This is a genomic window from Nonomuraea sp. NPDC050556 (assembly GCF_044457355.1).
GTDB lineage: Bacteria > Actinomycetota > Actinomycetes > Streptosporangiales > Streptosporangiaceae > Nonomuraea.
This window is the reverse complement of record NZ_JBITGU010000002.1, coordinates 449,750-472,468: the sequence shown is the minus strand read 5'-3', so window position 1 is coordinate 472,468 and position 22,719 is coordinate 449,750. Positions and strand designations below refer to the sequence as shown.

26 protein-coding genes are annotated in these 22,719 nt (G+C 69.1%); 13 read left to right on the top strand and 13 right to left on the bottom strand.

Annotated features, from left to right (window positions below; genetic code table 11):
* From ACIBG8_RS20410 to ACIBG8_RS20390, 5 genes are all read left to right on the top strand, one after another.
* Complete coding sequence (locus tag ACIBG8_RS20410) at window positions 1–903, top strand: F0F1 ATP synthase subunit gamma (protein ID WP_397344418.1); 903 nt, start codon at window positions 1–3, stop codon at window positions 901–903.
* A gap of 1 nt (window position 904) precedes the next feature.
* Complete coding sequence (gene atpD / locus ACIBG8_RS20405; RefSeq protein WP_397344417.1) at window positions 905–2,338, top strand: F0F1 ATP synthase subunit beta; 1,434 nt, start codon at window positions 905–907, stop codon at window positions 2,336–2,338.
* A 58-nt stretch (window positions 2,339–2,396) separates the two neighbouring features.
* Window positions 2,397–2,798, top strand: coding sequence for a F0F1 ATP synthase subunit epsilon (locus ACIBG8_RS20400; RefSeq protein WP_397344416.1), 402 nt, complete (start codon window positions 2,397–2,399; stop codon window positions 2,796–2,798).
* A 20-nt stretch (window positions 2,799–2,818) separates the two neighbouring features.
* Window positions 2,819–3,199, top strand: a complete 381-nt coding sequence (locus ACIBG8_RS20395) for a DUF2550 domain-containing protein (protein ID WP_397344415.1) — start codon at window positions 2,819–2,821, stop codon at window positions 3,197–3,199.
* 145 nt (window positions 3,200–3,344) lie between these two features.
* Complete coding sequence (locus ACIBG8_RS20390) at window positions 3,345–3,968, top strand: hypothetical protein (RefSeq protein ID WP_397344414.1); 624 nt, start codon at window positions 3,345–3,347, stop codon at window positions 3,966–3,968.
* 106 nt (window positions 3,969–4,074) lie between these two features.
* Here the strand turns inward: ACIBG8_RS20390 and ACIBG8_RS20385 are convergent, their stop codons facing one another.
* From ACIBG8_RS20385 to ACIBG8_RS20375, 3 genes are all read right to left on the bottom strand, one after another.
* A complete protein-coding gene (locus ACIBG8_RS20385; RefSeq protein WP_397344413.1) occupies window positions 4,075–4,317 on the bottom strand; it encodes a hypothetical protein in 243 nt (80 codons plus the stop codon).
* Between the two features lie 98 nt (window positions 4,318–4,415).
* Entirely contained in the window at window positions 4,416–5,369 is a 954-nt protein-coding gene (locus tag ACIBG8_RS20380; protein ID WP_397344412.1) for an NADP-dependent oxidoreductase, read from the bottom strand.
* A gap of 33 nt (window positions 5,370–5,402) precedes the next feature.
* The gene (locus ACIBG8_RS20375) at window positions 5,403–5,990 is read right to left on the bottom strand and encodes a cob(I)yrinic acid a,c-diamide adenosyltransferase (protein WP_397344411.1); all 588 of its coding nucleotides are present in this window, start codon (window positions 5,988–5,990) and stop codon (window positions 5,403–5,405) included.
* 108 nt (window positions 5,991–6,098) lie between these two features.
* On the opposite strand from ACIBG8_RS20375, the gene ACIBG8_RS20370 reads away from it, so the two are divergent.
* The 4 genes from ACIBG8_RS20370 (at window position 6,099) to ACIBG8_RS20355 (ending at window position 9,644) form a co-directional block, all read left to right on the top strand.
* Window positions 6,099–6,980, top strand: coding sequence for an ABC transporter ATP-binding protein (locus tag ACIBG8_RS20370; protein ID WP_397344410.1), 882 nt, complete (start codon window positions 6,099–6,101; stop codon window positions 6,978–6,980).
* Window positions 6,977–8,080 carry an ABC transporter permease gene (locus ACIBG8_RS20365; protein ID WP_397344409.1) on the top strand — a complete coding sequence of 368 codons (1,104 nt, stop codon included), beginning with the start codon at window positions 6,977–6,979 and terminating at the stop codon, window positions 8,078–8,080. The genes ACIBG8_RS20370 and ACIBG8_RS20365 overlap by 4 nt, the downstream gene beginning before the upstream one ends.
* Window positions 8,080–9,249: a sensor histidine kinase gene (locus ACIBG8_RS20360; RefSeq protein ID WP_397344408.1), complete on the top strand. Its 1,170-nt coding sequence runs from the start codon at window positions 8,080–8,082 to the stop codon at window positions 9,247–9,249. Before ACIBG8_RS20365 ends, ACIBG8_RS20360 begins: the two co-directional genes overlap by 1 nt.
* Before the next feature lie 77 nt (window positions 9,250–9,326).
* The gene (locus tag ACIBG8_RS20355; RefSeq protein ID WP_397344407.1) at window positions 9,327–9,644 is read left to right on the top strand and encodes an STAS domain-containing protein; all 318 of its coding nucleotides are present in this window, start codon (window positions 9,327–9,329) and stop codon (window positions 9,642–9,644) included.
* 95 nt (window positions 9,645–9,739) lie between these two features.
* Here ACIBG8_RS20355 and ACIBG8_RS20350 read toward each other — a convergent pair whose 3' ends face one another.
* The 3 genes from ACIBG8_RS20350 to ACIBG8_RS20340 all read right to left on the bottom strand — a co-directional run bounded on the left by ACIBG8_RS20350 (window position 9,740) and on the right by ACIBG8_RS20340 (window position 13,150).
* Window positions 9,740–10,789, bottom strand: a complete 1,050-nt coding sequence (locus ACIBG8_RS20350; protein WP_397344406.1) for a hypothetical protein — start codon at window positions 10,787–10,789, stop codon at window positions 9,740–9,742.
* A gap of 196 nt (window positions 10,790–10,985) precedes the next feature.
* Entirely contained in the window at window positions 10,986–11,531 is a 546-nt protein-coding gene (locus tag ACIBG8_RS20345; protein WP_397344405.1) for a TetR/AcrR family transcriptional regulator, read from the bottom strand.
* 146 nt (window positions 11,532–11,677) lie between these two features.
* Entirely contained in the window at window positions 11,678–13,150 is a 1,473-nt protein-coding gene (locus tag ACIBG8_RS20340; protein ID WP_397344404.1) for an aldehyde dehydrogenase family protein, read from the bottom strand.
* Between the two features lie 110 nt (window positions 13,151–13,260).
* On the opposite strand from ACIBG8_RS20340, the gene ACIBG8_RS20335 reads away from it, so the two are divergent.
* The gene (locus tag ACIBG8_RS20335) at window positions 13,261–14,034 is read left to right on the top strand and encodes an alpha/beta hydrolase (RefSeq protein ID WP_397344403.1); all 774 of its coding nucleotides are present in this window, start codon (window positions 13,261–13,263) and stop codon (window positions 14,032–14,034) included.
* On the opposite strand, the gene ACIBG8_RS20330 is transcribed toward ACIBG8_RS20335, so the two are convergent.
* The 4 genes from ACIBG8_RS20330 to ACIBG8_RS20315 are packed head-to-tail and all read right to left on the bottom strand — an operon-like array spanning window position 14,031 to window position 17,420.
* The gene (locus ACIBG8_RS20330) at window positions 14,031–14,648 is read right to left on the bottom strand and encodes a response regulator (protein ID WP_397344402.1); all 618 of its coding nucleotides are present in this window, start codon (window positions 14,646–14,648) and stop codon (window positions 14,031–14,033) included. The two genes, ACIBG8_RS20335 and ACIBG8_RS20330, sit on opposite strands and share 4 nt — an antisense overlap.
* On the bottom strand, window positions 14,645–15,814 hold the full coding sequence (locus tag ACIBG8_RS20325) for a sensor histidine kinase (RefSeq protein ID WP_397344401.1): 1,170 nt from the start codon (window positions 15,812–15,814) through the stop codon (window positions 14,645–14,647). Before ACIBG8_RS20325 ends, ACIBG8_RS20330 begins: the two co-directional genes overlap by 4 nt.
* Entirely contained in the window at window positions 15,772–16,596 is an 825-nt protein-coding gene (locus ACIBG8_RS20320; RefSeq protein ID WP_397344400.1) for an ABC transporter permease, read from the bottom strand. The genes ACIBG8_RS20325 and ACIBG8_RS20320 overlap by 43 nt, the downstream gene beginning before the upstream one ends.
* Window positions 16,593–17,420, bottom strand: a complete 828-nt coding sequence (locus ACIBG8_RS20315) for an ABC transporter ATP-binding protein (protein WP_397344399.1) — start codon at window positions 17,418–17,420, stop codon at window positions 16,593–16,595. Before ACIBG8_RS20315 ends, ACIBG8_RS20320 begins: the two co-directional genes overlap by 4 nt.
* A 115-nt stretch (window positions 17,421–17,535) precedes the next feature.
* Between ACIBG8_RS20315 and ACIBG8_RS20310 the strand changes: the two genes are divergently transcribed.
* Window positions 17,536–18,129, top strand: a complete 594-nt coding sequence (locus tag ACIBG8_RS20310; RefSeq protein ID WP_397344398.1) for an SRPBCC family protein — start codon at window positions 17,536–17,538, stop codon at window positions 18,127–18,129.
* On the opposite strand, the gene ACIBG8_RS20305 is transcribed toward ACIBG8_RS20310, so the two are convergent.
* The 3 genes from ACIBG8_RS20305 to nucS form a co-directional block, all read right to left on the bottom strand.
* On the bottom strand, window positions 18,122–18,679 hold the full coding sequence (locus ACIBG8_RS20305) for a GNAT family N-acetyltransferase (protein ID WP_397344397.1): 558 nt from the start codon (window positions 18,677–18,679) through the stop codon (window positions 18,122–18,124). The two genes, ACIBG8_RS20310 and ACIBG8_RS20305, sit on opposite strands and share 8 nt — an antisense overlap.
* The gene (locus tag ACIBG8_RS20300; RefSeq protein ID WP_397344396.1) at window positions 18,679–19,974 is read right to left on the bottom strand and encodes a carotenoid oxygenase family protein; all 1,296 of its coding nucleotides are present in this window, start codon (window positions 19,972–19,974) and stop codon (window positions 18,679–18,681) included. Before ACIBG8_RS20300 ends, ACIBG8_RS20305 begins: the two co-directional genes overlap by 1 nt.
* Before the next feature lie 318 nt (window positions 19,975–20,292).
* On the bottom strand, window positions 20,293–20,955 hold the full coding sequence (gene nucS, locus ACIBG8_RS20295; RefSeq protein WP_397344395.1) for an endonuclease NucS: 663 nt from the start codon (window positions 20,953–20,955) through the stop codon (window positions 20,293–20,295).
* Window positions 20,956–20,991: 36 nt separating this feature from the next.
* Here nucS and ACIBG8_RS20290 point away from each other — a divergent pair, with 36 nt between their 5' ends.
* Both ACIBG8_RS20290 and ACIBG8_RS20285 read left to right on the top strand, forming a co-directional pair.
* A complete protein-coding gene (locus ACIBG8_RS20290) occupies window positions 20,992–22,431 on the top strand; it encodes a 3-hydroxyacyl-CoA dehydrogenase family protein (RefSeq protein WP_397344394.1) in 1,440 nt (479 codons plus the stop codon).
* On the top strand, window positions 22,428–22,718 hold the full coding sequence (locus ACIBG8_RS20285) for an ATP/GTP-binding protein (RefSeq protein ID WP_397344393.1): 291 nt from the start codon (window positions 22,428–22,430) through the stop codon (window positions 22,716–22,718). The genes ACIBG8_RS20290 and ACIBG8_RS20285 overlap by 4 nt, the downstream gene beginning before the upstream one ends.
* Window position 22,719 lies beyond the last annotated feature (1 nt).

The following is a 22,719-nucleotide window of genomic DNA, read 5'->3' as shown; positions in this document are numbered from 1 at the left end:
ATGGGTGCCCAGCTAAGGCTGCTGAGGCGGCGGATCAAGTCGGTCAAGTCGACCGCCAAGATCACGCGCGCCCAGGAGCTCATCGCCTCCTCGCGGATCGTGAAGGCGCAGCAGCGGATGCAGGCGGCCCTGCCGTACGAGCGTGAGATCACTCGCGCCGTCACCGGGGTCGTCAGCAACACCGACAGCGTCAGCCACCCGCTGACCGTGGCCAAGGACAACCCCACCAAGGCCGGTGTGCTGATCATCACCAGCGACCGCGGCTTCTGTGGCGGGTTCAACGCGAACCTGCTGCGCGAGGCGGAGGCCCTTCGCGGCCTGCTCAAGGACCGCGGTGTGGATGCTGTGCCGTACGTGGTGGGCCGCAAGGGCATCACCTGGCACAGCTTCCGCGGGCGTGACATGGCAGGCCAGTGGGACGGTTTCTCCGACAGCCCCTCGTACGCTGACGCCAAGGCGATCGCCAACGTGCTGATCGAGGCGTTCAAGGACGACAACGGGATCGATGAGATCCACATCGTGTCGACCGAGTTCGTCTCGATGCTGACGCAGAACGTCGTCGTCAAGCGCGTGCTGCCGCTGGAGGTCGAGGAGACCGAGGCCACCGAGACCACGTCGATCCCGCCGTACTTCGAGTTCGAGCCGACCGCGGACGAGGTGCTCAACACCTTGCTGCCGCGGTACGTGGAGTCGCGCATCTTCAGCGCGTTGCTCCAGTCGGCCGCCTCGGAGCACGCCGCCCGCCGCCGGGCCATGAAGTCGGCGACGGACAACGCCAACGAGCTCATCCGGGCCTTCACCCAGGAGATGAACAAGGCTCGCCAGGCGGAGATCACCCAGGAAATCAGCGAGATTGTCGGCGGCGCCAACGCGCTGGCAGACGCCGCAGCGGGGAAAGAGTGAAATGACTGCAGAGACCGTAGAGACCACGACCGGCACGGGCCGCGTAGCTCGTGTCAATGGTCCCGTCGTCGACGTGGAATTCCCCGTCGAGGCGATGCCCGAGATCTACAACGCGCTGAACGTCGAGGTCACGCTCAGCGGCGAGACCAAGAAGCTGACCCTGGAAGTCGCCCAGCACCTGGGCGACAACCTGGTTCGCGCGATCTCCATGCAGCCCACCGACGGCCTGGTGCGCGGCTCGGCCGTCACCGACTCCGGCGAGCCGATCTCGGTGCCCGTCGGCGACGTCGTCAAGGGTCACGTGTGGAACGCGCTCGGTGAGTCGCTCGACGTGCCGACCTCCTCGCTGAAGATCACCGAGAAGTGGGGCATCCACCGCCCCTCCCCGGCGTTCGACCAGCTCGAGTCGCGCACCGAGATGCTGGTCACCGGCATCAAGGTCATCGACCTGCTCACGCCGTACGTGCAGGGTGGAAAGATCGGTCTGTTCGGTGGCGCCGGTGTCGGCAAGACCGTTCTGATCCAGGAGATGATCCGCCGAGTCGCCCGTAACTTCGGTGGCACCTCCTGCTTCGCCGGCGTCGGCGAGCGTACCCGTGAGGGCAACGACCTCTGGCTGGAAATGGAAGAGGCGGGCGTCCTCAAGGACACCGCGCTCGTCTTCGGCCAGATGGACGAGCCGCCGGGCACCCGTCTCCGCGTGGCGCTGTCCGCGCTGACGATGGCGGAATACTTCCGTGACGTGCAGAAGCAGGACGTGTTGCTCTTCATCGACAACATCTTCCGCTTCACCCAGGCCGGTTCCGAGGTCTCCACCCTCCTCGGCCGCATGCCTTCGGCCGTGGGTTACCAGCCCACGCTCGCCGACGAGATGGGTGTGCTCCAGGAGCGCATCACCTCGACGCGAGGCCACTCGATCACCTCGATGCAGGCGATCTACGTGCCCGCCGACGACATCACCGACCCGGCGCCGCACAACGCGTTCGCCCACCTCGACGCTCAGACGGTTCTTTCCCGTCCGATCTCCGAGAAGGGCATCTACCCCGCGGTGGACCCGCTCGACTCCTCCTCCCGTATTCTCGACCCGCAGATCGTCGGGCTCGAGCACTACACGGTGGCCCAGGAGACCAAGCGGATCCTGCAGAAGTACCGCGAGCTGCAGGACATCATCGCGATCCTCGGTATCGACGAGCTGTCCGAAGAGGACAAGGTCACGGTCAACCGGGCCCGTCGCATCGAGCGTTTCCTCTCGCACCCGATGTACGCCGCCGAGGCGTTCACCGGCCAGCCGGGTGAGAACGTTCCGCTGGACGAGACCATCGCGTCCTTCAAGGGTCTGTGCGCCGGCGAGTACGACCACCTGCCTGAGCAGGCGTTCTTCATGGTCGGTGGCATCGAGCAGGCCGTCGCGAAGGCCAAGGAACTCGAGCGCTGATCGTCCACGATGCCTCCGCCCTCCGGGGCGGGGGCATTTGACCGGAAGGGAACCTAACGTGGCCAAGCTACGCGTAGGTGTTGTCTCGCCAGAGCGTGAGATCTGGTCGGGCGAAGCCGACATGGTGATAGCCAAGACCGTGGACGGCGAGATCGGTATTATGCCGCAACACGCACCTGTTCTCGGCGTCCTCGTCGAGGGCGGCGTGCTGCGGGTGAAGCGGGAAGGCGCGGACGACCTCGTGGCCGCGGTGCACGGCGGGTTCATCTCCGTGGCGGACGACGAGGTGTCGGTGCTGGCCGAGGTGGCCGAGCTCGGCTCCGAGGTCGACGTCGCGGCGGCCCGTGACGCGCTCGAGCGGGCCCAGGCCTCGATCGAGGCCAACCAGGAGGACGCCGACGCGGCGGTCGAGGCCAAGCGGGCTCGGGCGCGACTGCGTGCGGCGGGCGAAGAGGTCTGATCTTTTCACAGGGGGCGGCGATGGCGGTAGCGATTCTGGTTGGGGTGCTGCTGCTCGCCGCCCTTGTGGTTGTTCGTGGGTTTTCCCTGGCTCGGTCCAGGGGGAGCGTGCCCTGTCGGCTGCGAGTAGGCAGCCATGGGTGGCAGAGCGGGGTGGCCCGTTATGCCGACGGGGAGCTCCACTGGATCCCGCTCATGGGAGTGCGACTGCGGCCGCGCCACGCGATTGCGAGGCGCGGCCTTGTTGTTTCGCAGCGGCGGGAGATCGAGCCTGGGCAGTGGGCGGTGGACTGCACTGGGCCTTCCGGGGTGCTTTCCTTGGCTATGAGTGAGGACGCTTTGACTGGGTTTCTGGCGTGGCTCGAATCCGCCCCACCCAGCGCCTACCTCGACGTCGCCTAGCCTTCCAGCCTTCCCACCCCCGCCTTTTCCCCTCGGCCCCACCCACCCGCCCCCGGTCCTGCGGTGGCTGGCCATCGCAGGCAGTGCCCGTCTGTTGCGGGCTGGGGCTCTTAACTGACGTGATGTACCTGGACAATGGCGTGTTGTGTTGGGTATCTCCGGCTTCGAGCCGACCTTCCTTGTTGGACTCAAGGCCGTCCGCGAGGAGCACGGACAGGCACTGGCCGCGCTGGGTGGTCGGTGTCTGACTGGCTTCGCGATCGTGCGTTTCGTCGAGGACGGAGACTGGTACGCCGATTGCCCAGTCGCCTTGGATTTCGACGGCGTTCAAGTGGAGATCAGCCACTCGAAGTTCGATGAGCTGTCGATCAGCTGGAACACCGTCGACACGACGGCTGCGATCATCGGCTGGGAGTGGTTCGAGCTGACTCCGGCGTGGTCCAGCGCCGATGAGCGGCTTGAGCCGTTCATCGGCCATGAACTGCGCGAGGTAGGGCTCCTTGAGTGGCGGCCATCCCGCCGTGACATGGCGGCCGGTACCCTCGCGGTGGAGTTCGTCTTCGACACGGGCCGCTTCCACATCGCCAATGCTCTTGATGAGAACAGCATCGAGGTCGGCGAGGCGCATCCGGAATGGGTGCGGCACCCACTGGGCTGTGGCGCGCAGCCTGACGTCGAGCAGGCAGACGGCGTCCCGGGCGAGGACCTCGCGAGAGCCCTCGGGGATCGGGAACCCGTCGTGCCGCCAACGGACGCAACCGGCCGGTAGGCGGGCGATCTCGTCGATACGTTGCCTGCTGAACAGCCAGGCCAGAGCGACCATCCTCGGGCTGGATCTTCAGCCCGGCCCACCGGTCAAGGGGGCTCGCGAGGCCTTATGCCGCCACCAGTCGCGTCTCGTTATACGCCTCGTGCACGCAGGTCAGGGCCCAGCGCATCCGGCCGACGTAGGAGTCCGGGTGGTCGCCGGCCTCCTGGGCCACGTAGGCGGCCCACCGGGACGGGTCGCCCACGCACAGCTGGTGGTCGATCACCGTGCGGACCTCGGCGGGGGAGGGGTTGTCCGACGACTGGAGCGCCGAGGCGAAGAGGACCTGGGCGAGGGTCGTGGTGTTCATGGTGGTCTCCCTGCCTTCCGGCGGCTCCCGCTGTAGGGGGCCTCTCACTTAAGACGTCGAACACACCCCGCCCATTACGACACTTTCTTCAAGATTTTTTAGGAATCTTCAACCTGTAGGACGATCTTGCCTTGGATGTGGCCTGCGGCGGCTCGTTTGTGGGCTTGTGGGGCTTCTGCCAGGGGGTACACGCTGTCGATTCCTACGCGGATCTGGCCTGATGCGAGCAGCCTGGCCAGCGCTTCCAGCTGCTGGCCGTCCGAGTGGACCTGGCCCGAGGGGAAGGTGATGTCGAGCAGTGCCGCCTGCTCTCTGTGGTACTCGCCGTAGAAGACAGGGCTTACAGTTCCGCCGGGTTTGACCACCTCCAGCAGCTTGTACGCAGAAGGGCCGCCTACGGTGTCGAACACGTGGTCCACGGCGCCGGACAACCCCGTGGTGGTGTAGTCGATGAACTCGTCCGCCCCCAGCGAGGCCAGGAACGACCGGTGGCGGCCGGACGCGACGGCGGTCACGTGGGCGTCCTGGGTCTTGGCGAGCTGCACCAGGAAATGGCCCACTCCGCCCGCCGCGCCGTTCACCAGCACGCTCCTGCCCCGCTCCAGCCCTACGTGGTCGAAGAGGTACTGGTAAGCGGTCAGTCCGGCCATCGGGACGGCTGCCGCCTCCACGTGGCTCAGGGAAGCGGGTTTGCGGGCCAGGTGCGAGGCCGGGGAGGTGGTGTACTCGGCGTACCCCATCCCGCCGTCGCCCAGGCTGGGGAACCGTACCAGCCCGAAGACCTCGTCACCCACCTGCCACGACTCCACCCCGGCACCCACGGCGACCACGACGCCCGAGATGTCGGAGCCGGGGGTGAAGGGCAGGGGGCGCTCCGGGCGGATCGACTCGGGCACGATGGTGTACCCCTCGCGGGCATACCAGTCGGGCGGGTTCAGGCACGCCGCGTGCACCCGCACGAGGACGTCGCCAGGACCGGGAGAGGGCAGGGGCACGTCCTCGTACACGAGGACCTCAGGACCGCCGAAGGCGTGAACGCGCACAGCTTTCATGCGCACAGCATAAGCGGAGCGGTGCTCCGATAGTCAAGAGCGGGTGCCGCCGGGACGCCAGAGGATCTCGTTGCCGCCGTGCGCGACCCTGCACAGGATGAACAGAAGGTCGGACAGCCGGTTCAGGTACTTCGCCGTCAGCGGGTTCACGTCGTCGTGCGCCTCCAGCGCGGCCCACGCCGTCCGCTCGGCTCGCCGTACGGTCACCCTGGCCACGTGGAGCTGCGCGGTCGCCGGGTCGCCGCCGGGCAGGATGAAGCTGCGCAACGGCTGCAGCTCGGCGTTGAAGTGGTCGCACTGGCTCTCCACCCACTCGATGTAGGAGGGCTCCACCCGCAGCGGCGGGAACGACGGGTCGGGCACCACCGGCGTGGCGAGGTCGGCGCCCAGGTCGAACAGCTCGTTCTGGATGCGCACCAGGACGTCGGCGAAGGGCAGCGTGCCGTACGACAGCGCCAGGCCCAGATGCGCGTTGGCCTCCTCGACGTCGGCGTAGGCGGCCAGCCGTACATCGGTCTTGGCCGTCCTGCTCATGTCGCTCAGCGACGTCGTGCCGTCGTCGCCGGTCTTGGTATAGATCTTGGAGAGAACGACAGGCTTGTCCTTGTCCGCGCGCGTCATGGTGTCAGCGTAATGACAAATGTCATCTCGATCGCACGCAGGAGACACCACCGGCCGGTGATTGCCGCGACTACCAGGACAAACGGATCAAGCGGCACTATTAGCGCCATGCTTGAGATATCGGAGTTGCGCAAACGGTTCGCGCCGGAGGGCAAGGTCGCCCTGGACGGGGTCAGCTTCTCCGTACGGCCCGGCGAGATGTTCGGGTTCGTCGGCGCCAACGGGGCCGGCAAGACCACCACCATGCGCATCGTGATGGGCGTGCTGCAGCAGGACTCCGGCGAGGTGACCTGGCAGGGCAGCCCCCTGACCTTCGCCGAGCGCCGCCGCATCGGCTACATGCCGGAGGAGCGCGGCCTCTACCAGAAGATGCGGGTCGCCGAGCAGATCGAGTATTTCGGCCGTCTCCACGGCCTCGACCCCGAGCCGGCGCGCAAGGCGACCGACGCGCTGATCGAACGGCTCGGCCTCGGTGAGCGGCGCGGCGACGCCGTGGAGGCGCTGTCGCTGGGCAACCAGCAGCGCGTCCAGCTCGCCGTCGCCCTCGTGCACGACCCCGACGTGCTCATCCTGGACGAGCCGTTCTCCGGCCTCGACCCCATCGCGGTCGACGCGCTGGCCTCCGCCCTGCTGGAGCGGGCGCGCGGGGGAGTGCCGGTGATCTTCTCCAGCCACCAGCTCGAACTGGTCGAGCGGCTGTGCGACTCGGTGGGCATCGTGGCGCGCGGCCGGATGGTGGCCAGCGGTACGGTCGCCGACCTGCGCGCCGCCGAGGGCCGCACGCTCAAGGTGGTCGTCCGCGACGCGGCGCCCGGCTGGGCGGACGGCCTGCCGGGCGACCTGACGGTGAACGGCGACCGCCAGGTCCTGATGACCGCGACCGGCGACGACCAGGAGATCCTGAGCCGCGCCGTGAAGGCGGGCCGGGTCGAACACTTCGGGCTGGAGCAGCCCACCCTCACCGAGATCTTCAAGGAGGCCGTGGCATGAGCGCGATGATGCTCGTCGCACGCCGCGAGATCACCACCCACCTGCGGACGAAGGCCTTCGTCATCGGCCTGCTCGTCACCGCGGTCATCGTGGGCGCCCTGTCGTTCGCGCCGAAGCTCTTCGGCGGCCCGGACTCCTACAAGCTCGGCACGGTCAACTCCCAGCAGCTCCCGCTCAAGGCGCCGGACACGACCTTCGAATGGCGGACCTTCGCGGACCGGGCGGCTGCCACGAAGGCGCTGCTGGACGGCGACGTCGACGCGGTGCTGGTCGACGGGTCGAAGGTGCTGACGGACGGCGAGATCGACTCCCAGCTCGGCGTGCTCATGCAGAGCGTGAACCGCGAGGTCAAGCTCGGTGCGGCAGGCGTGCAGATCCCGCCGCTGCAGGTCGAGTCGGTCGGCGCGGACACCCGCTACCAGGCGGCCCGCACCGGGATCGCCTCCGTGCTCGTGGTCCTGCTCTTCATTCTGATCCTCGGCCAGGCGATGATGGTCGCCATGGGCGTGGTGGAGGAGAAGGGCAGCAGGATCGTGGAGATCCTCCTCACCTCAGTCCGGCCGTGGCAGCTGCTCGGCGGCAAGATCATCGGCCTGGGCGCGCTCGGCCTGGTCAACCTGGTGACCGTGCTGGCCGTGGGCGTGGGCGCGTCGTTCGCCTCCGGGCTGGCGCTGGACTTCCCGCCCGGCATGCCGGGGATCGTGGCCGGGGTGCTGGTCTGGTTCGTGCTCGGCTACGCCTTCTTCGCCACCCTTTCTGCCGCGCTGGCCTCGCTGGTGTCCAGGCAGGAGGAGGTGGGCAACGTGCTGACGCCGATGACCATGCTCATCATGGCCACCTACTTCGTCGCCTTCTTCGCCAGCTCAGAGCCGACCGGCACCCTGGCCAGGGTGCTGTCGCTGATCCCGCCGTTCTCGTCGATGGTGATGCCGGTCAGGATGGCCGCCAGCGACGTGCCGCTGTGGGAGGTGGGGCTGTCCGGCCTGCTGATGGTCGGCGCCGTGGTGGGGGTGCTGTTCATCGGCGCCCGCGTGTACGAGCGGGCGGTTCTCCGTACGGGGGCCAGGGTCAAGCTCGGCGAAGTGCTGCGCGCGGGCTGATGGACGAGATGCGCCGGGCGCGACGCCTGACCAGGCTGATGCTCAACACTCCGCTGGTCTTCGTCGCGCTGGCGCTCGTCCTGGGCACGCTGTCCGGCACGCTGAACTGGGCGCTGCTGGTGCCTCTCGTCGTCATGGGAGGCCTGTTCGTCTGGCTCTACCTGCGGATCACGAACGCGATCTTCGAGAAGAGGTACCCGAGGCGCGAGGTGGTGGCCGCCGGCGCGATCGCGGTCGCGGAGGCGCTGCTGGGCGGCGTCGAGCCGTTCGGGTGGAGCGTCCTCGTCGTGTGCTGGGCGGGGATCGCCGTCATCGGGGTGTCGGGGCGTACGGCGCTGGCCATGGGGGCGGGCGCCTTCACGGTCTCCATGGCGGCCATCGGGATCAACCTGCTCGCCGGGCGCGGGTCAGCCGGGACCGGCCTGGAGGCGGGGGGCACCCTGCTGATGTCCGCCGCCGTCTACCTGGTCCTGCTCGCCTCGCTGCCGCCGTCCAACCGGTTGTGGGTGTGGATCTGGCAGCTGGCCGTCAGGGCGCGCGAGGGGCAGGAGGCCAAGACGAGGCTGGCCGTCGCAGAGGAGCGGTTGCGCTTCTCGCGCGACCTGCACGACCTGGTCGGCCACCAGCTCTCGGCCATCGCCGTCAAGACCGAGCTGGCCGTACGGCTGGCGAAGGCCGACCCCGGCGCGGCCACCGCCGAGATGGGCGAGGTGCACGAGCTGACCAGGAAGGCGCTGAAGGAGCTGCGCCAGGCGGTGCGCGGCTACCGCGAGCTGGACCTGGCGGCCGAGCTGGACAGCGTCAGGAGCGTGCTCGAGGCCGCCGACGTGGCCTGCGAGCTGCACCTGCCCTACCGCGACCCGCCCGAGGGCGTCGCGCCGGTGTTCGCCTACGCCGTCCGCGAGGCGGTCACCAACGTGCTCAAGCACAGCGACGCGACCCGATGCGATATCACGATCCGCTTCGACGACTACGCAGCGTCACTGGAAGTGCGCAACGACGGGGTCCTCGGGCGACCCGTCGAGGACCTGGGCAGCGGGCTCACCGGAATGGCGGAAAGGCTCGCCGCCGTGGGCGGAAGTGCGTCAGCGCAGGCAGATCGGGACGGCGACTTCGTCCTCACCGCGGTCATCCCGCTCGCGCCGAATAAGGCGGCGATTAGGGGGTAGTTCACTTCGGCAGGCACCCTGTGGGAGGGTATGACTACGTTGCGTGATTAGATCGCAGCGTGACCTGAGGAGGTGGCATGCGAGTCCGGGGTAAACCTGGCGCACAGGTGGTGGAGGTCGGTTCGCGTCTCGACGCGGGCACCTCGGCTGGAGTACGTCCGCGACTGCATCACGCAGTCGATTCCGGCCAGGGCGATCTCATTGTCGACCTTTCCGAGTTGGAGATGATCGACGCCACCGGGCTGGGAGTGCTCGTGGGCACGCATCGGCGCGCTGTAGGCGCGCAACGCCGCCTCGTACTCCGGGGGGTGCCCCCACGGATCATGCGGGTGCTTGCGGTGACTCGGCTGAATCGAGTCCTCTGCGTGGAAGTACCGGTGGCCGCGGTGGCCTGAGGCGACATGCCGGCGGTTCTCGGGAGTGCGCCGGACATCGCCATATATTTGAGGGCGAGGGTGCTGTTCAGCGGCCCCTCGCCCTCACCTTTGTCTCAGGCGTCCGCCCGGAGCCTCGCCAGGGTGGCCGGGGTCTGGGCGTCGAGCCAGTCGGCGAGCTGCTCGAAGGAGACGCACTGGATCTCGTCCCTGGTGCACACCTCGTCCATCAGCCGGAACAGGGCGCGCATGTAGATGCCGCCGTTCCAGCTCTCGAAGTGGTTGCCGATGAAGACCGGCGCGCGGTCGGTCTCGAACGCCTGCTCCACCGCCTGCAGGTAAGCGTCCCCGGTCTGCCGCTCCCACCGGTTCCAGTGGAACGGCTCGCCCGACTTGGCGCCGCTCTGGATGGCGAAGAAGTTGTAGTCCATCCCCAGCACCGTCCGGTCGGTGCCCGGCAGGTTGATGCTGGGCAGCGGGAACTGCCACAGCCCACCCCTCCTGCGCGGCCAGCTCACCGTCCCGGTGCCCGAGGCGTCGTAGCGCCAGCCGTACTTCTTGAAGGCGGTGAACATCGCCCGGCGGTCGCCCTCCAGGCACGGCGTGCGGCCGCCCTTGACCACCTCGCGGATGCGGAACGGCAGGTCGGGCAGGCCGGTGTTGCCCGAGTTGAGCTGCCAGTCCTCGACGAAGGAGTAGAACTGGTCGATCTCGCTGCTCCAGTCGGCGGCCGACCACGAGTTGACGCCCTTGGGGCCGCAGAAGTGGCCGTTGAAGTGGGTGCCGATCTCGTGCCCCTCCTCCCAGGCGGCGGTCAGCTCCTCGGCCTGCTCGACCATGCGGGAGGGGCGCTGGAAGCCGATGTCGGAGCTGCCCGGCTCGCGGCCCGGCGGGTGGTAGAGGTGGCGCCGGTCGGACGGCAGCAGGTAGACGCCGGACAGGAAGAACGTCAGGGACGCCCGGTCGCGCCTGGCCGCCTCGCGGAAGGCGGGGAACCACTCCTGGTCGTCCACGCCAGCGCCGTCGAAGGAGATGACCACGAACTGCGGCGGCCGCTCGCCGGGACGCAGCCTGCACCGGTCGAAGACCGACATGGGCCTGGCGCCCTTGACCTCAGGGCACCAGGACCGCTTCAGCGGCTGCTCCTGCACCTGTTTCTGCGGCAATGGGCTGACCGGAGGACTCCGCTTGACGACGGGCGCCGAAGGCGTGAATCCCAGCCGTTCGGTCAGTGGAGCCGCCGTGACATGACCGCACGCGGCGGCTCCCAAAGCGACCGAGATGCCGATTAGCGGGGTGATTATCCCTCGGAGCACTTGCCCATGTAATCACGCTGCGTAATCGGAACCTGTCAGGCGCGCGTCAGGAAACGGGTGAGAACGCTCGGCTGAACACATGTACGGCGACGCCGACGAGGTCGTCGAGCTCCGGTTGCGGTTCGCCCAGCACCCACTCGATGAGCAACTCCTGAAGTGCTCCTATCACGGCGAGCGCCAGCAGATGGCGATTGAGCGGAGCGGGCTCCGGATAGTCGGCGGAAGCGTCCTCCACGAGCCTGGCGAACGACTCCACTGCCCGCTGCCTCGCCGCCGTCAGCACGTCCCCCGACCTGCGCACCTCTACATGCATGATCCTCGCCCGGCGCGGATCGGCCGTTGCGAATTCGATATAAGCATGTATTCCGGCTTTTATTCTCCCGTCAAGCGTGTTAGGCGCTTCTTGTAACGCTTTGGACACGGCGGTGAGGCTTTCCTCCACGCACCGCTCGTGTACCGCCTGAAGGAGCTCCTCCCGGCCCCCGAAGCATTCGTAGAAGGCGCGATTGGAGATCCGCGCCTCGGAACATAACCGCTCGATCGTCGTCGACGCGAATCCCGGCTTCGCGTAGAGCGTGTACGCGGCCGACATCAGCCGCTCTCTCCTGTCAGCCAGCCTTTGCTCAGCCGACATTCCCCGGTAAGACCGGTTCACATTCCACCCGTCCAAACATGATCGTGAGCCCCCAGAACCCACAATTATGGACGGATGATCTCTTTTCGGAAAGAGCGGACAGATTACCTCTTACGTCGTCCATGCAAGATGCTGACAAGCCTGATCAGCCGCTCAAGTTCGCCGGCCCCTCGGGAGAAGGATGTGAGGTTCATCCCGGGCATCGCGAAGCGCTGCCGGGAGATCGCTTTGGGCCTGGCGAACTCCCTCAGCCCGTCCGCCCCGTGGATGCGCCCGAACCCCGAGTCGCCCACCCCGCCGAACGGCAGCGCGGGCACCCCGGCGAACGAGATCACCGAGTTGATGGCGGTCATGCCGCTGCGCATCAGCCGGGCCAGCTCCATCGCCCGCCGCGTGTTGCCGGAGTAGATCGTCCCGGCCAGGCCGTAGGCGGAGTCGTTGGCCAGCCGCAGCGCCTCGCGGGCGTCCGCGGCGCGCCTGACCGTGATCGTCGGCCCGAACGTCTCCTCGCGTACGGCGGGCGAGTCTTCCGGCACGTCCTCGACGATCACCGGGTCGACGAACGGCGCGCGGACCGACTCGGGCCCGCCAGTCATGATTTTTCCGGACTTGGTGGCTTCGTCGATGTGCCTGCGGATGATGTCGAGCTGCCCCGGCATGGTGATCGGCCCGTAGTGCTCGCCCGCCTTCACCTTGGCCACACCCTCGGCCAGCTCCCGCATGAACGGCTCGTACACGGAGTCGACCACGTAGACGCGCTCCACGCCCACGCACGTCTGCCCCGCGTTCGACATCGCGCCCCACAGGCACGCGTCGGCCGCCGCCTTGAGGTCGGCGTCCGCGTCGACGATGAAGGCGTCCTTGCCGCCGCACTCGGCGACGATCGGGGTGAGGTTCTCCGCGCAGGCCGCCATGACCCGCTTGGCCGTCGCGGTCGAGCCGGTGAAGGCGATCTTCTTGACCCGCGGGTCGGAGGCCAGCGCCGCGCCCGTCTCGCCGAGGCCGGTGACCGTCTGGAAGACCGGGTGCTCGGGCACGGACTCGGCGAACAGCTCGGCCAGCCGTACGCCGACTCCAGGAGTGAGCTCGCTGGGCTTGAAGACGACCGCGTTGCCGGCGGCGAGCGCGTAGGCGATGGAGCCCATGGGGGTGAAGACCGGGTAGTTCCAGGGGCCGATGACGCCGACGACGCCCAGCGGCAGGTATTCCAGCGTCGCGGACAGGTTCATCCCGATCATGCCCGTGGACACCCGGCGCCTGCCGAGCACCTTGTGCGCGTTGCGCGCCGCCCAGTCGATGTGGGTGATCGCCAGGACGATCTCCAGCGTCGCGTCGCCGACCGGCTTGCCGGTCTCGGCGTGGACCAGGTCGGCCAGGTCGCGGATGTGCTGGGCGATCACGGCCTTGTAGTCGAGCAGCCTGCGCCTGCGTTCGGCCGCGCCGAGCTCGGCCCACCAGGCGGCGGCCACCTCGGCTCTGCCCACGGCTTCCTGGACGGACTGCGCCGTCTGCTTGGGGTGGCTGCCCACGACCTCGCCGGTCGCCGGGTTCACGGACTCGAACGTCACGGTCGTCATGGCGTCACGATAGGCCGGTAAATCCTCACTTACAACCGGCTAGGTGACGATTGCATTGCGGTGCGATTGATCGTCTGGAAGTGCCGGGAAACCCGATCAAGACTGGCGCCATGCGACGCTGGGGAACACTTCTTCTCGCGCTCGTCCTCACCAGCGGATGCGGCGGTGGGGGCACCACGGCGTCCCCGTCCACGCCCGCCGGGACCCCCGCTCCCACAGTGAGCCCCTCACCGAGCGGGCCCAAGCTGCTCGGCTGCCCGCAGGGGCCCGAGGTGCCGCTCACCACGCACGTCGTCACCGCGCCCGGCGGCCAGCCGTTCGCCGTCGGGGTGGCCGGCGACGGGCCGGTCGCCGTGGTCGTCGCCAACACGCTGGTCGGCCACCTGTGCGACTGGCTGCCCTGGGTCCAGGACCTCACCAAGCGCGGCTACCGGGCCGCCATCTTCGACTACTCCTTCATCCCCACCCAGGTCGGCATCCCCGCCGCCGTCGGCAAGGGGTCGAGCGACCTGGTCGCGGTGGCGGGCAAGCTCGAGGAGCTCGGCGCGCAGAAGGTCGTGTACGCCGGGGGCTCGCTCGGCGGCTCCGTCGCGCTCAACGCAGCCACCAGGGACAACGCCGACCCCGCAGGCGTGATCGTGCTGTCCGGCGGGCTGCCGGAGCTGGAGAAGGAGGCCGCGTCGCTGAAGGTGCCGGTCGTCTACGCCGTCGCCGAGGACGACTACGGCGCCTACAACACCGCCAAGGCCCTCAGCAAGGTGACCAAGGACGCCACGCTCAAGGTGTATCCGGGCGCCGCGCACGCCAACGAGATGTTCCGCGTCCCCAGCTACGCCCCCAAGCTCCAGAACGCCCTGGCCGCCTTCCTCAAGGACCTCGGCTAGAGCAGCCCGCGCTCCATCGCCGTGGTCACCGCCGCCGTGCGGTCGGAGACGGCGAGCTTGCCGAAGATGCGCAGCAGGTGCGTCTTGACCGTGGTCTCGCCGATGAACAGCGCCCGGCCGATGTCGGCGTTCGTCATGCCCTTGGCGACCAGGGCCAGCACCTGCACCTCCCGCTGCGTCAGCGACTCCAGCGCGGGGCCGCGCATCCTGGTCACCAGCTTGGTGGCGACCGACGGCGACAGGACGGTCTCGCCGCGCACCGCGGCGGCGATGGCCGACAGCAGGTCGGCCGTGCTGGTGTCCTTCAGCAGGTAACCGGCGGCGCCCGCCTCGACGGCGCGCACGATGTCGGTGTCCGTCTCGTAGGTGGTCAGCACGATCACCCTGGTCGACGGGCGCTCGGCGACGATGCGGGAGATCGCGCCGACCCCGTCGCCGCCGGGCATCCGCAGGTCCATGAGCACCACGTCGGGCTCCAGCTCGCGCGCCCTGACGACGGCCTCGTCGCCGGACGACGCCTCGCCCGCCACGCCGATGCCCTCGGCCGCCTCCAGCATGCCGCGCAACCCCGCGCGCACCACCGGATGGTCGTCCACGATCAGCAGTCTGATCACGCCGGTACCTCCACGGTCAGCGTCGTCCCGTCGCCGGGTGCGCTCCTGATCGCGAGCGAGCCGCCCGCCTGTTCCACCCTGCCGCGCATCGTGCGCAGCCCGAAGCCGTCATCGCCGGTGAATCCGACGCCGTCGTCCGTCACGCTCAGCCGTACGGCCTGCTCGCCGTACACCAGCCTGACCAGCACCGAGGACGCCGACGCGTGCTTGCGCACGTTGGCCAGCCCCTCCTGCAGCGCGCGGACCAGCACCACGTCCGTATGCGTCGGCAGCGGCCGCGACTCGCCCTCCACCTCGACCTCCACCGGCAGGTCCAGCCCACCGGCGACCCTGCGCATCGCCTCGGCCAGCGAGGACGCGTCGAGCGGCGGGGGAGCGAGCGCCGAGATGAGCGCGCGCGCCTCTGCCAGGTTCTCCTTGGCGGTCTGTACGGCGAGCCCCAGGTGCCGCGCCGGGTCCTGCGCGGCCTGCGCCGCCTGGACGAGCATGATGATGCTGGTGAATCCCTGGGCCAGGGTGTCGTGGATCTCCCCGGCCAGCCGTTCGCGCTCCTCCTGCGCCCCGCGCTCGGCCGACAGCTTGGCGACCTCGGCGCGCGTGTTCTCCAGCTCCTCGATCAGCTTGGCCCGCTCGCTGCTCTGCTTGGTGATGCGCTCGATCCACACGCCGAACGTCCCGCTGAAGAAGATCACGATGGTCATCAGCACGAGCAGGTCGAACACGGCGTCCCTGCCGGACGACGTGCGCAGGATCCTGATCACCGGCCCTGCCGACAGCGCGAGCACCCCGACCAGCGCCTGGCGGGCGGGCAGCACCAGGAAGGCCTGGGTGCAGACGCCGAAGAGGGTGAAGGTGGAGACGTCGAAGAGGGCGGCGCTGGGGACGTAGCAGGCGATCATCAGCACGATGTAGACGAGCCCGGACCTCGGCCGGTCCTCCAGGATCGCCGGTCGCCCGAGGAAGAAGTAGAGCGGCAGGATGGCCAGCAGTCCCGCGGCGGCCAGGGCCCGCTCTCCCGGCGGCCGCACCGACAGGGCCAGGAACACCACCGGGACCATGATCGTGGCCACCAGTAGCAGTTCCCAGCCCCATAACAGCTGCCAGGCGTGCGGGCCTGCCGCGCTCACCCGTCGCGACGGCTCTTCCACCGGAATGTCCTTACGCACAGCAGCAAGCCTCCGATGCACCAGGCTCCCAGTACCAGGGCCACCCGGTCCAGCTCGTACGATCCGGTGATCTCCAGGGCGGCGCCCGCGTCGCCCAGGAAGACCGCCCTGAAGCCCTGGCACATCCACCGCAGCGGGAAGAACGAGGCGATGGTGACCAGCCACTCGGGCAGCTTGGTGAAGGGGATGAACACCCCGGAGATGAACTGCAGCACCAGGAACGGCAGCGTGATGACCGCGGCCGCGCTCCTGGCCGACCTGGCGATGCCGCTGGCGGCGATGCCGAGCAGGCAGCCGGCCGTCAGACCGAGGACGAACACCCACGAGAAGGTGAACCAGTCGGTGGGCAGCGGGACGTCGTAGAGCAGGACCGCCACGGCCAGCAGCAGCACCACCTCGATCAGCGCGATCACCAGGACGCTGAGGATCTTGCCGAGGAAGTAGGAGCTCGGCGGCATCGGGGTGCCCGCCAGGCGCTTGAGCACGCCCTGGTCGCGTTCGACGGCGATGGTGGTGCCGAGGTTCTGCAGGCTCGCGCTGAGGATGCCGGAGGCGATCATGGCCGCGGCGTAGATCTGGGCGACGGTGATGCCGCTGCCGTCGATCGTGCCCTCGAAGACCGAGCCGAACAGCAGGAGTAAGACGACCGGGAGGGAGAAGGTGAAGACCACCTGCTCCTTCTCCCTGAAGAAGAGCTTGAGCTCGTAGAGCGCCCTGGAGAGGCCGACCTGGAGAGCGGAGGGCAGTGCCGCCGTCGCCTGCTTCGCGGTGGTGATGGTCATGACGCGTTCTCCTCGATCAGTCGCAGGTATACGTCTTCCAGGGTCGGCCTGGTCACCCGGAGCTCAGGGATCTCGCCGTCGTAGTGCCTGATGAGCTCGGCCACCGTCTTCGTCGGGGTGTCGGTGAGCTCCTCGCCGTCCGCCCAGGTCACGGTGGCCTTGGCGTTGGCGCGCCCGCCGAGCGTGCGCGGATCGCCCTCGGCCACGATCCGGCCCCCGGCGATCACCGCCACCCTGTCGGCAAGCTCCTCGGCCTCCTCCAGGTAGTGCGTGGTCAGCACGATCGTGGTGTCCTCGAGGTTCCTGATCAGCTCCCAGAACGCCCTGCGCGCCTTGGGGTCGAAGCCCGTCGTCGGCTCGTCGAGGAAGAGCACCTCGGGGCGGCCGATGACGCCGAGCGCGACGTCGAGCCTGCGCCGCTGCCCGCCGGACAGCTTGCGCACCCGGGTGCCCGCCTTGTCGGTCAGGCCGACCTGCTCGATGACCTGGTCGGGGTCGTTCGGCCGCGGGTAGAACCCGGCGAAGTGCCTGACCGTCTCCCGCACGCTGGCCTCGGCGACGTCGGCGGCATCCTGCGGCACGATGCCCAGCCGGCTGCGCCACGGCCTGGTGGGCCGCCCGGGGTCGGTGTCCAGGACCCGCACCTCGCCGCCGTCGCGCCGGCGGTAGCCCTCGAGGATCTCCACGGTGGTCGACTTGCCCGCGCCGTTCGGGCCGAGCAGCGCGAACACCTCTCCCGACCTGATCTCCAGGTCGATGCCCCTGACGGCCTCGACCGCGCCGTAGCGCTTGGTCAGGCCTCGCACGCTCACTGCTGTTGTCATGGGTCCAGCGTCCTTCTCGTACGGCTCGCGCGGCACCATCGGCGGATGGACCGCCGTGTCCACCGAACGGAGGACCAGGTTTGACTTATATAAGCGGCGACTGTAGTAATGGGGCATGACCGACCTACGTGATCAGATCGGCGCCATCGACCGCGAGGTGCGCGGCGGCGAGTCCGTCGCCGTGCTGCTGCGGCGCAGCTACCCGGCCACGCCGGACGACCTGTGGGAGGCGCTGACCGATCCCGACCGGATCAAGCGCTGGTTCCTGCCGATCAGCGGCGACCTGCGCGTCGGCGGCTCGTTCCAGCTGGAGGGGAACGCCGGGGGCGAGATCCTGGAGTGCGAGCGGCCGAAGCTGATCAGGGTGACGTTCGGCGGGCCGGAGAGCCTGGTCGAGCTGCGGCTCACCGCCGAAGGTCCGGCCACGGTGTTGCAACTGGAGCACACGGTGCCGCTCGCGATGGCGGGCAGCACGGCGGGGGCGCTCTTCGTGGGGCCCGGGTGGGACGGGGCCTTCCTCGGGCTGGCGCTGCACTTCGACGGCGTCGAGGGCGACCCGGTCGAGGCGGCCAACTCGCTCGAGGTGCAGCGCTTCAACCTCGCCTCGATCCAGGCGTGGACCGCGGCCGCCTCGGGTTCCGCCACGGATGAGCAGATCGCCGAGGCGGCCGGCGTGGCCCGCGCTCAGTACGCGCCGGACGTCAGCTGAGCCTCATGCCCCAGACGGTGGGGCCGCCGGGCAGCTCGATCGTCTCGGTCACGGCGAAGCCGTACTTCTCGTAGAAGGGGATGTTCGACTCCTTGCTGCTCTCCAGGTAGGCGGGCAGGCCGTCGCGCCTGGCCAGCCCGGCCTGCAGCAGCGCGCCGCCGATGCCCAGGCCCTGGGCGGCGGGGTCGGTGCCGATCTGGGCGAGGTACCAGTGCGGCTCGGCCGGGCGGTGCTTGGCGAACGTCTCCTCCAGGGCCAGTCCGCGCTCGATCCCGTCGCCCATGCAGGCCACGAACGGGGTCAGCGAGTCGTTCTGCTCCTGCTCGGACGGCTGGTGGCCGGGCGGATCCCACAGGGACGCGGCCACCGGGACGCCGTCGCGGAAGACCAGCGTGGGCAACGCGTGCACGTATGTCGCCAGAGTGGCGAACATGCCTGCCGTGTCGGAGGGGCGCAACCACCCGATCACCGGGTCGTCGTGGAACGCCCTGGCCATCACCTCGCCGATGACCGCCGCGTCCGCCTTTCGATCCGCCGCCCTGAACTCCATCAGTCCTCCAGCCACTTCCCGTGGAAGCCCGCCGGGACCCGGCGCGGCAGCCGTACGCTAGCCACTTCCTTCAGGTCGTGCGCGTCGTGCACGAGCAGCCGCGACGACTCGCCCGAGGTGGCGATGGACATCAGCCAGCCGTCGTCCTCGCTGGTGCCGCCCTCGGCTGGGACGAACACGGCCTCGCCCGCGCTGCCGCCGACGTCCAGCGTCAGCGCCGAGCCGGTCTGGTCGTCGTACTTCACGATCGCGCCGTCGCCCACCGTGTAGAGGTAGCGGCTGGACAGGCCCATCCGGTCGTCGTTGAACGTGGGGAACTCGACGGACCTGTCGTCGAGCGCCTCCTCCTTGGCCGCGCCGGAGGCCGGGTCGAGCGTCCAGCGGTGCAGGACGGCGCCGCCCAGGACGGCGGCCTTGCTGGCGGGGTCCGTGGCGCCGCCGATGCGACCCCAGACGGCCTTGAACACCTCCGGGGCATAGCGGGCGCCGCTCAGCACGACGCGGCCCTGGGCGTCCTCGTAGGCGTTGCCGACGTGGAAGACGTAGCAGGGGTCGACGTCGAACCAGGTGGTCGTGCCGCCGGCGCGCGGGGTCAGGCCGATGCGCGCGCCGTACGCGTCGTCGAAGGCGTACGGCATGCCGCCGCGGTCGAGCTGGAACGTCAGTGGGAGGTCGAGCCAGACCAGGAAGTGCTCGGTGATCGCGAAGTCGTGCACCATCGTGGAGCCGGGGACCTCGATCTCCTTGCTCTCGACGAGCTCGCCCGCCTTGGACAGGCGGTGGTAGGTCAGGTAGGGCGGGAAGAAGCCGTAGCCGAAGAAGTGCAGCTCGCCGGTGATCGGGTCCTGCTTGGGGTGGGCGGTCATCCCGGTGGTCAGCTTGCCGCCGAAGTCGACCGGGCCGATGGTGTCGAGATCCCTGCTGACCTCGTGCGGGAAGCTGGTCTCCACGAGGGCGAGGATGCGGTCGGCGTGCCTGATGACGCTCGTGTTGGCGGATCCGGCGGTGAGGTCGATGCCGGTGCTGGTGACGAGGGGGGCGTCTTCGGTGAACTTCTTCGTCTTGACCCAGCGGTTCCTGTACCACTCGGCGCGGCCGTCGCGCAGCCTGACGCCGTGGAGCATGCCGTGCCCGGCGAACCAGTGGCCGGGGTCCTCGCCGGGGCGGGGGTTGGGGCCGTTGCGGAAGTACCGGCCGGTGAGCTCGGGCGGGAGGACGCCGGTGACGGGCAGGTCGTGACCGTCGATCTCGTCGGGGACGGGGGCGAGGTTGCCGGAGAGGTAGGCAGGAGTCATGCTCCAATAGTGGAACGTTAAGCCTTCACATGTCAACAGTGGAAGGTCGGAATGTTGCTGCACCCCCTCTGACCACGCCCCACCGACCCAGCGCGCACCTCCGTAGGTGGCTGGCCTCCTTTTAGGGATGGTCTGGGGGACGGAAGGGCGGGGGAGCACGCGCGCCGCTTTAAGCGCACCGTGCAGCGCGTCAAAAGGACGCACGCCACTTACGGGGGTGCGCGCCGGGTCGGTGGGTCGACGTCAGAGGAGGGTTGGCCAACGTAAAAGAGGCGCGCCCCCAAGCGAAGGGTGCGCGCCGTGTCGGTGGAAGGGTGGTCAGAAGAGAGTCGGGTTCTCCGGCTCGATCCCACGCAAAGCGTCGTAGTCCAGCGTCACGCAGTCGATCCCGCGGTCCGCCGCCAACACCCGAGCCTGCGGCTTGATCTCCTGCGCCGCGAAGATCCCACGCACCGGCGACAGCAGCGGATCCCGGTTCAACAGCTCCAGATACCGGGTCAGCTGCTCCACCCCGTCGATGTCCCCCCGCCGCTTGAGCTCCACCGCCACCGTCGCCCCCTGCGCGTCCCTGCACAGGATGTCCACCGGCCCGATGGCCGTCATGTACTCCCGCCGCACCAACGTCCACCCCGCCCCCAGCGTGGTGATGTGCTCGGCGAGCAGCTCCTGAAGGTGCGCCTCCACCCCGTCCTTGATCAACCCGGGGTCCACCCCGAGCTCGTGGCTGAAGTCGTGGAGGACCTCCTCCATGGTCAGGACGAGCTTCTCGCCTGTCTTCCCATGGGTGACCGTCCAGGTGCCGCCGTCCTCCTTGAGCTTGCACGGCGGGTTCATCCAGTTGAGCGGCTTGAAGGCGCGGTCGTCCGCGTGGATGCTCACGCTTCCGTCCGCCTTGATGAGAATGAGACGGGGCGCCATCGGCAGGTGAGCCGTGAGCCGTCCGATGTAATCCACGCTGCATCGCGCGATGACCAGCCGCATGACCGTCAACCCTAGCGGCTCTGGAAAACTGGTCGCATGGCGTTCGAAATGGTGGGTGTGGTGGGCCTGGGCACGATGGGTGCCGGGATCGCCGAGGTGTTCGCGCGAGCCGGGCTCAGGGTGATCGGGGTCGAGGCCGACGCCGAGGCCCTGGCCAGGGGGCGAGGGCATCTGGAGCGCTCGACGGGGCGCGCGGTCGACAGGGGCAGGCTCGACCCGGCCGAGCGCGACGCCGTCCTCGGCCGCGTCACGCTGACCACCGCGCGCGACGACCTGCGCGACGCCGACCTGGTGATCGAGGCGATCCCCGAGCTCCTGGAGTACAAGGTCGCGCTCTTCGCCGACCTCGACCGCATCTGCAAGCCGTCGACCGTGCTCGCCACCAACACCTCCTCCCTGTCGGTCACCGCGATCGCCGCCGCCACCGGGCGTCCTGGCCGGGTGATCGGCATGCACTTCTTCAACCCCGCGCCGGTCATGCGCCTGGTCGAGGTCGTGCACACGGTCGTGACCGAGCCCGGCCTGGCCGCCGAGATCGGGAACCTGGCCAGAGCGCTCGGCAAGACGCCGGTGGTCGTGGGGGACCGGGCCGGGTTCGTGGTCAACCGCCTCCTGCTGCCCTACCTCAACCACGCCGCCGAGCTGCTCGGCCAGGGTACGGCCGACCGCGACGGCATCGACGCCGCCATGAAGCTCGGCATCGGCCTGCCCATGGGTCCTTTCACGTTGCTCGACCTCATCGGGCTCGACACCTCCTACGAGATCATGCGGGTGCTCTTCGACGAGACCCGCTCCCGCCGCCACGCCCCGGCGCCGCTGCTGCGCGAGCTGGTCTCGGCCGGGCTGCTCGGGCGCAAGAGCGGACGCGGGTTCCACGGGCCGGAGGATCCCGTCCCCGAGGAGAAGTCCGCGGTGACGACGGTGCGGGTGGCCGGTTCTGCGGAGCTCGCCGAGCGGCTGGCCCAGGCGGGGTTCACCGAGTCCGACGACCCCGGCGTGGTCCTCCAGGTGGGCGACCGGCCGGTCGTGGAGCATGCCGTACGGCTCCCGCATCCCGAGCGGCTGGTCGGCGTGCACCTGGTCGGGACGCAGGTCGCCGAGGTCGCCTCGACCGTGCTCACCGCGCCGCAGGCCGCGCTCGCCGCCCGTGACCTGCTGAAGGTGATCGGGCTGACGCCGGTGGCGTGCCGCGACCGCGCCGGATTCATCGCCGACGCGCTGATATTTCCGTACTTGAATGACGCTGTGCGCATGCACGAGTCCGGTTACGCCTCCATCGCGGACATCGACGCCGCCATGAAGCTCGGCTGCGGCTATCCGGCCGGGCCGTTCGAGCAGCTCGAAGCGTACGGGCTGGCGACCGTACGCGATGGTCTGCGTGCCCTCTACGCCGAGTACCGCGAACCCTCCTTCGCGCCCGCGCCCCTGCTCGACCGGCTGGTCACCGCCGGGCTCACGACGTTCCCGCGCCCATGAGCCCGCGCCGCGCCAGACGCAAGGAGTCCACCCGGCCGTTCGGCTTCCCGCGTGGCATGGACCGGGTGGAGGAGGCGACGGACGGGGAGTGGAAGGTCAGGATGCTCACCGGCTCCACCTCGGACAAGCCCTATCGTTGTCCCGGCTGCGAGCAGCAGATCCGGCCGGGCGAGCCGCACATCGTGGCCTGGCCGAGCTGGAGCGGCGGCGACGCGGAGCGCCGCCACTGGCACACGGCCTGCTGGCGCAAGCGACTGGACCGCGGCCCCGGCCGCAGCCGTTACTAGA

What these genes read in the sequence shown, in the direction of transcription:
- ACIBG8_RS20345 (WP_397344405.1), bottom strand. Translation starts at nt 11,531, where the DNA reads ATGTCGGCCGCGTACACGCTCTACGCGAAGCCGGGATTCGCGTCGACG.
- ACIBG8_RS20395 (WP_397344415.1), top strand. Translation starts at nt 2,819, where the DNA reads ATGGCGGTAGCGATTCTGGTTGGGGTGCTGCTGCTCGCCGCCCTTGTG.
- ACIBG8_RS20340 (WP_397344404.1), bottom strand. Translation starts at nt 13,150, where the DNA reads ATGACGACCGTGACGTTCGAGTCCGTGAACCCGGCGACCGGCGAGGTC.
- ACIBG8_RS20310 (WP_397344398.1), top strand. Translation starts at nt 17,536, where the DNA reads ATGACCGACCTACGTGATCAGATCGGCGCCATCGACCGCGAGGTGCGC.
- ACIBG8_RS20305 (WP_397344397.1), bottom strand. Translation starts at nt 18,679, where the DNA reads ATGGAGTTCAGGGCGGCGGATCGAAAGGCGGACGCGGCGGTCATCGGC.
- nucS (WP_397344395.1), bottom strand. Translation starts at nt 20,955, where the DNA reads ATGCGGCTGGTCATCGCGCGATGCAGCGTGGATTACATCGGACGGCTC.
- ACIBG8_RS20320 (WP_397344400.1), bottom strand. Translation starts at nt 16,596, where the DNA reads ATGACCATCACCACCGCGAAGCAGGCGACGGCGGCACTGCCCTCCGCT.
- ACIBG8_RS20300 (WP_397344396.1), bottom strand. Translation starts at nt 19,974, where the DNA reads ATGACTCCTGCCTACCTCTCCGGCAACCTCGCCCCCGTCCCCGACGAG.
- ACIBG8_RS20380 (WP_397344412.1), bottom strand. Translation starts at nt 5,369, where the DNA reads ATGAAAGCTGTGCGCGTTCACGCCTTCGGCGGTCCTGAGGTCCTCGTG.
- ACIBG8_RS20410 (WP_397344418.1), top strand. Translation starts at nt 1, where the DNA reads ATGGGTGCCCAGCTAAGGCTGCTGAGGCGGCGGATCAAGTCGGTCAAG.
- ACIBG8_RS20375 (WP_397344411.1), bottom strand. Translation starts at nt 5,990, where the DNA reads ATGACGCGCGCGGACAAGGACAAGCCTGTCGTTCTCTCCAAGATCTAT.
- ACIBG8_RS20385 (WP_397344413.1), bottom strand. Translation starts at nt 4,317, where the DNA reads ATGAACACCACGACCCTCGCCCAGGTCCTCTTCGCCTCGGCGCTCCAG.
- ACIBG8_RS20360 (WP_397344408.1), top strand. Translation starts at nt 8,080, where the DNA reads ATGGACGAGATGCGCCGGGCGCGACGCCTGACCAGGCTGATGCTCAAC.
- ACIBG8_RS20285 (WP_397344393.1), top strand. Translation starts at nt 22,428, where the DNA reads ATGAGCCCGCGCCGCGCCAGACGCAAGGAGTCCACCCGGCCGTTCGGC.
- ACIBG8_RS20370 (WP_397344410.1), top strand. Translation starts at nt 6,099, where the DNA reads ATGCTTGAGATATCGGAGTTGCGCAAACGGTTCGCGCCGGAGGGCAAG.
- ACIBG8_RS20290 (WP_397344394.1), top strand. Translation starts at nt 20,992, where the DNA reads ATGGCGTTCGAAATGGTGGGTGTGGTGGGCCTGGGCACGATGGGTGCC.
- ACIBG8_RS20315 (WP_397344399.1), bottom strand. Translation starts at nt 17,420, where the DNA reads ATGACAACAGCAGTGAGCGTGCGAGGCCTGACCAAGCGCTACGGCGCG.
- ACIBG8_RS20335 (WP_397344403.1), top strand. Translation starts at nt 13,261, where the DNA reads ATGCGACGCTGGGGAACACTTCTTCTCGCGCTCGTCCTCACCAGCGGA.
- ACIBG8_RS20355 (WP_397344407.1), top strand. Translation starts at nt 9,327, where the DNA reads ATGCGAGTCCGGGGTAAACCTGGCGCACAGGTGGTGGAGGTCGGTTCG.
- atpD (WP_397344417.1), top strand. Translation starts at nt 905, where the DNA reads ATGACTGCAGAGACCGTAGAGACCACGACCGGCACGGGCCGCGTAGCT.
- ACIBG8_RS20365 (WP_397344409.1), top strand. Translation starts at nt 6,977, where the DNA reads ATGAGCGCGATGATGCTCGTCGCACGCCGCGAGATCACCACCCACCTG.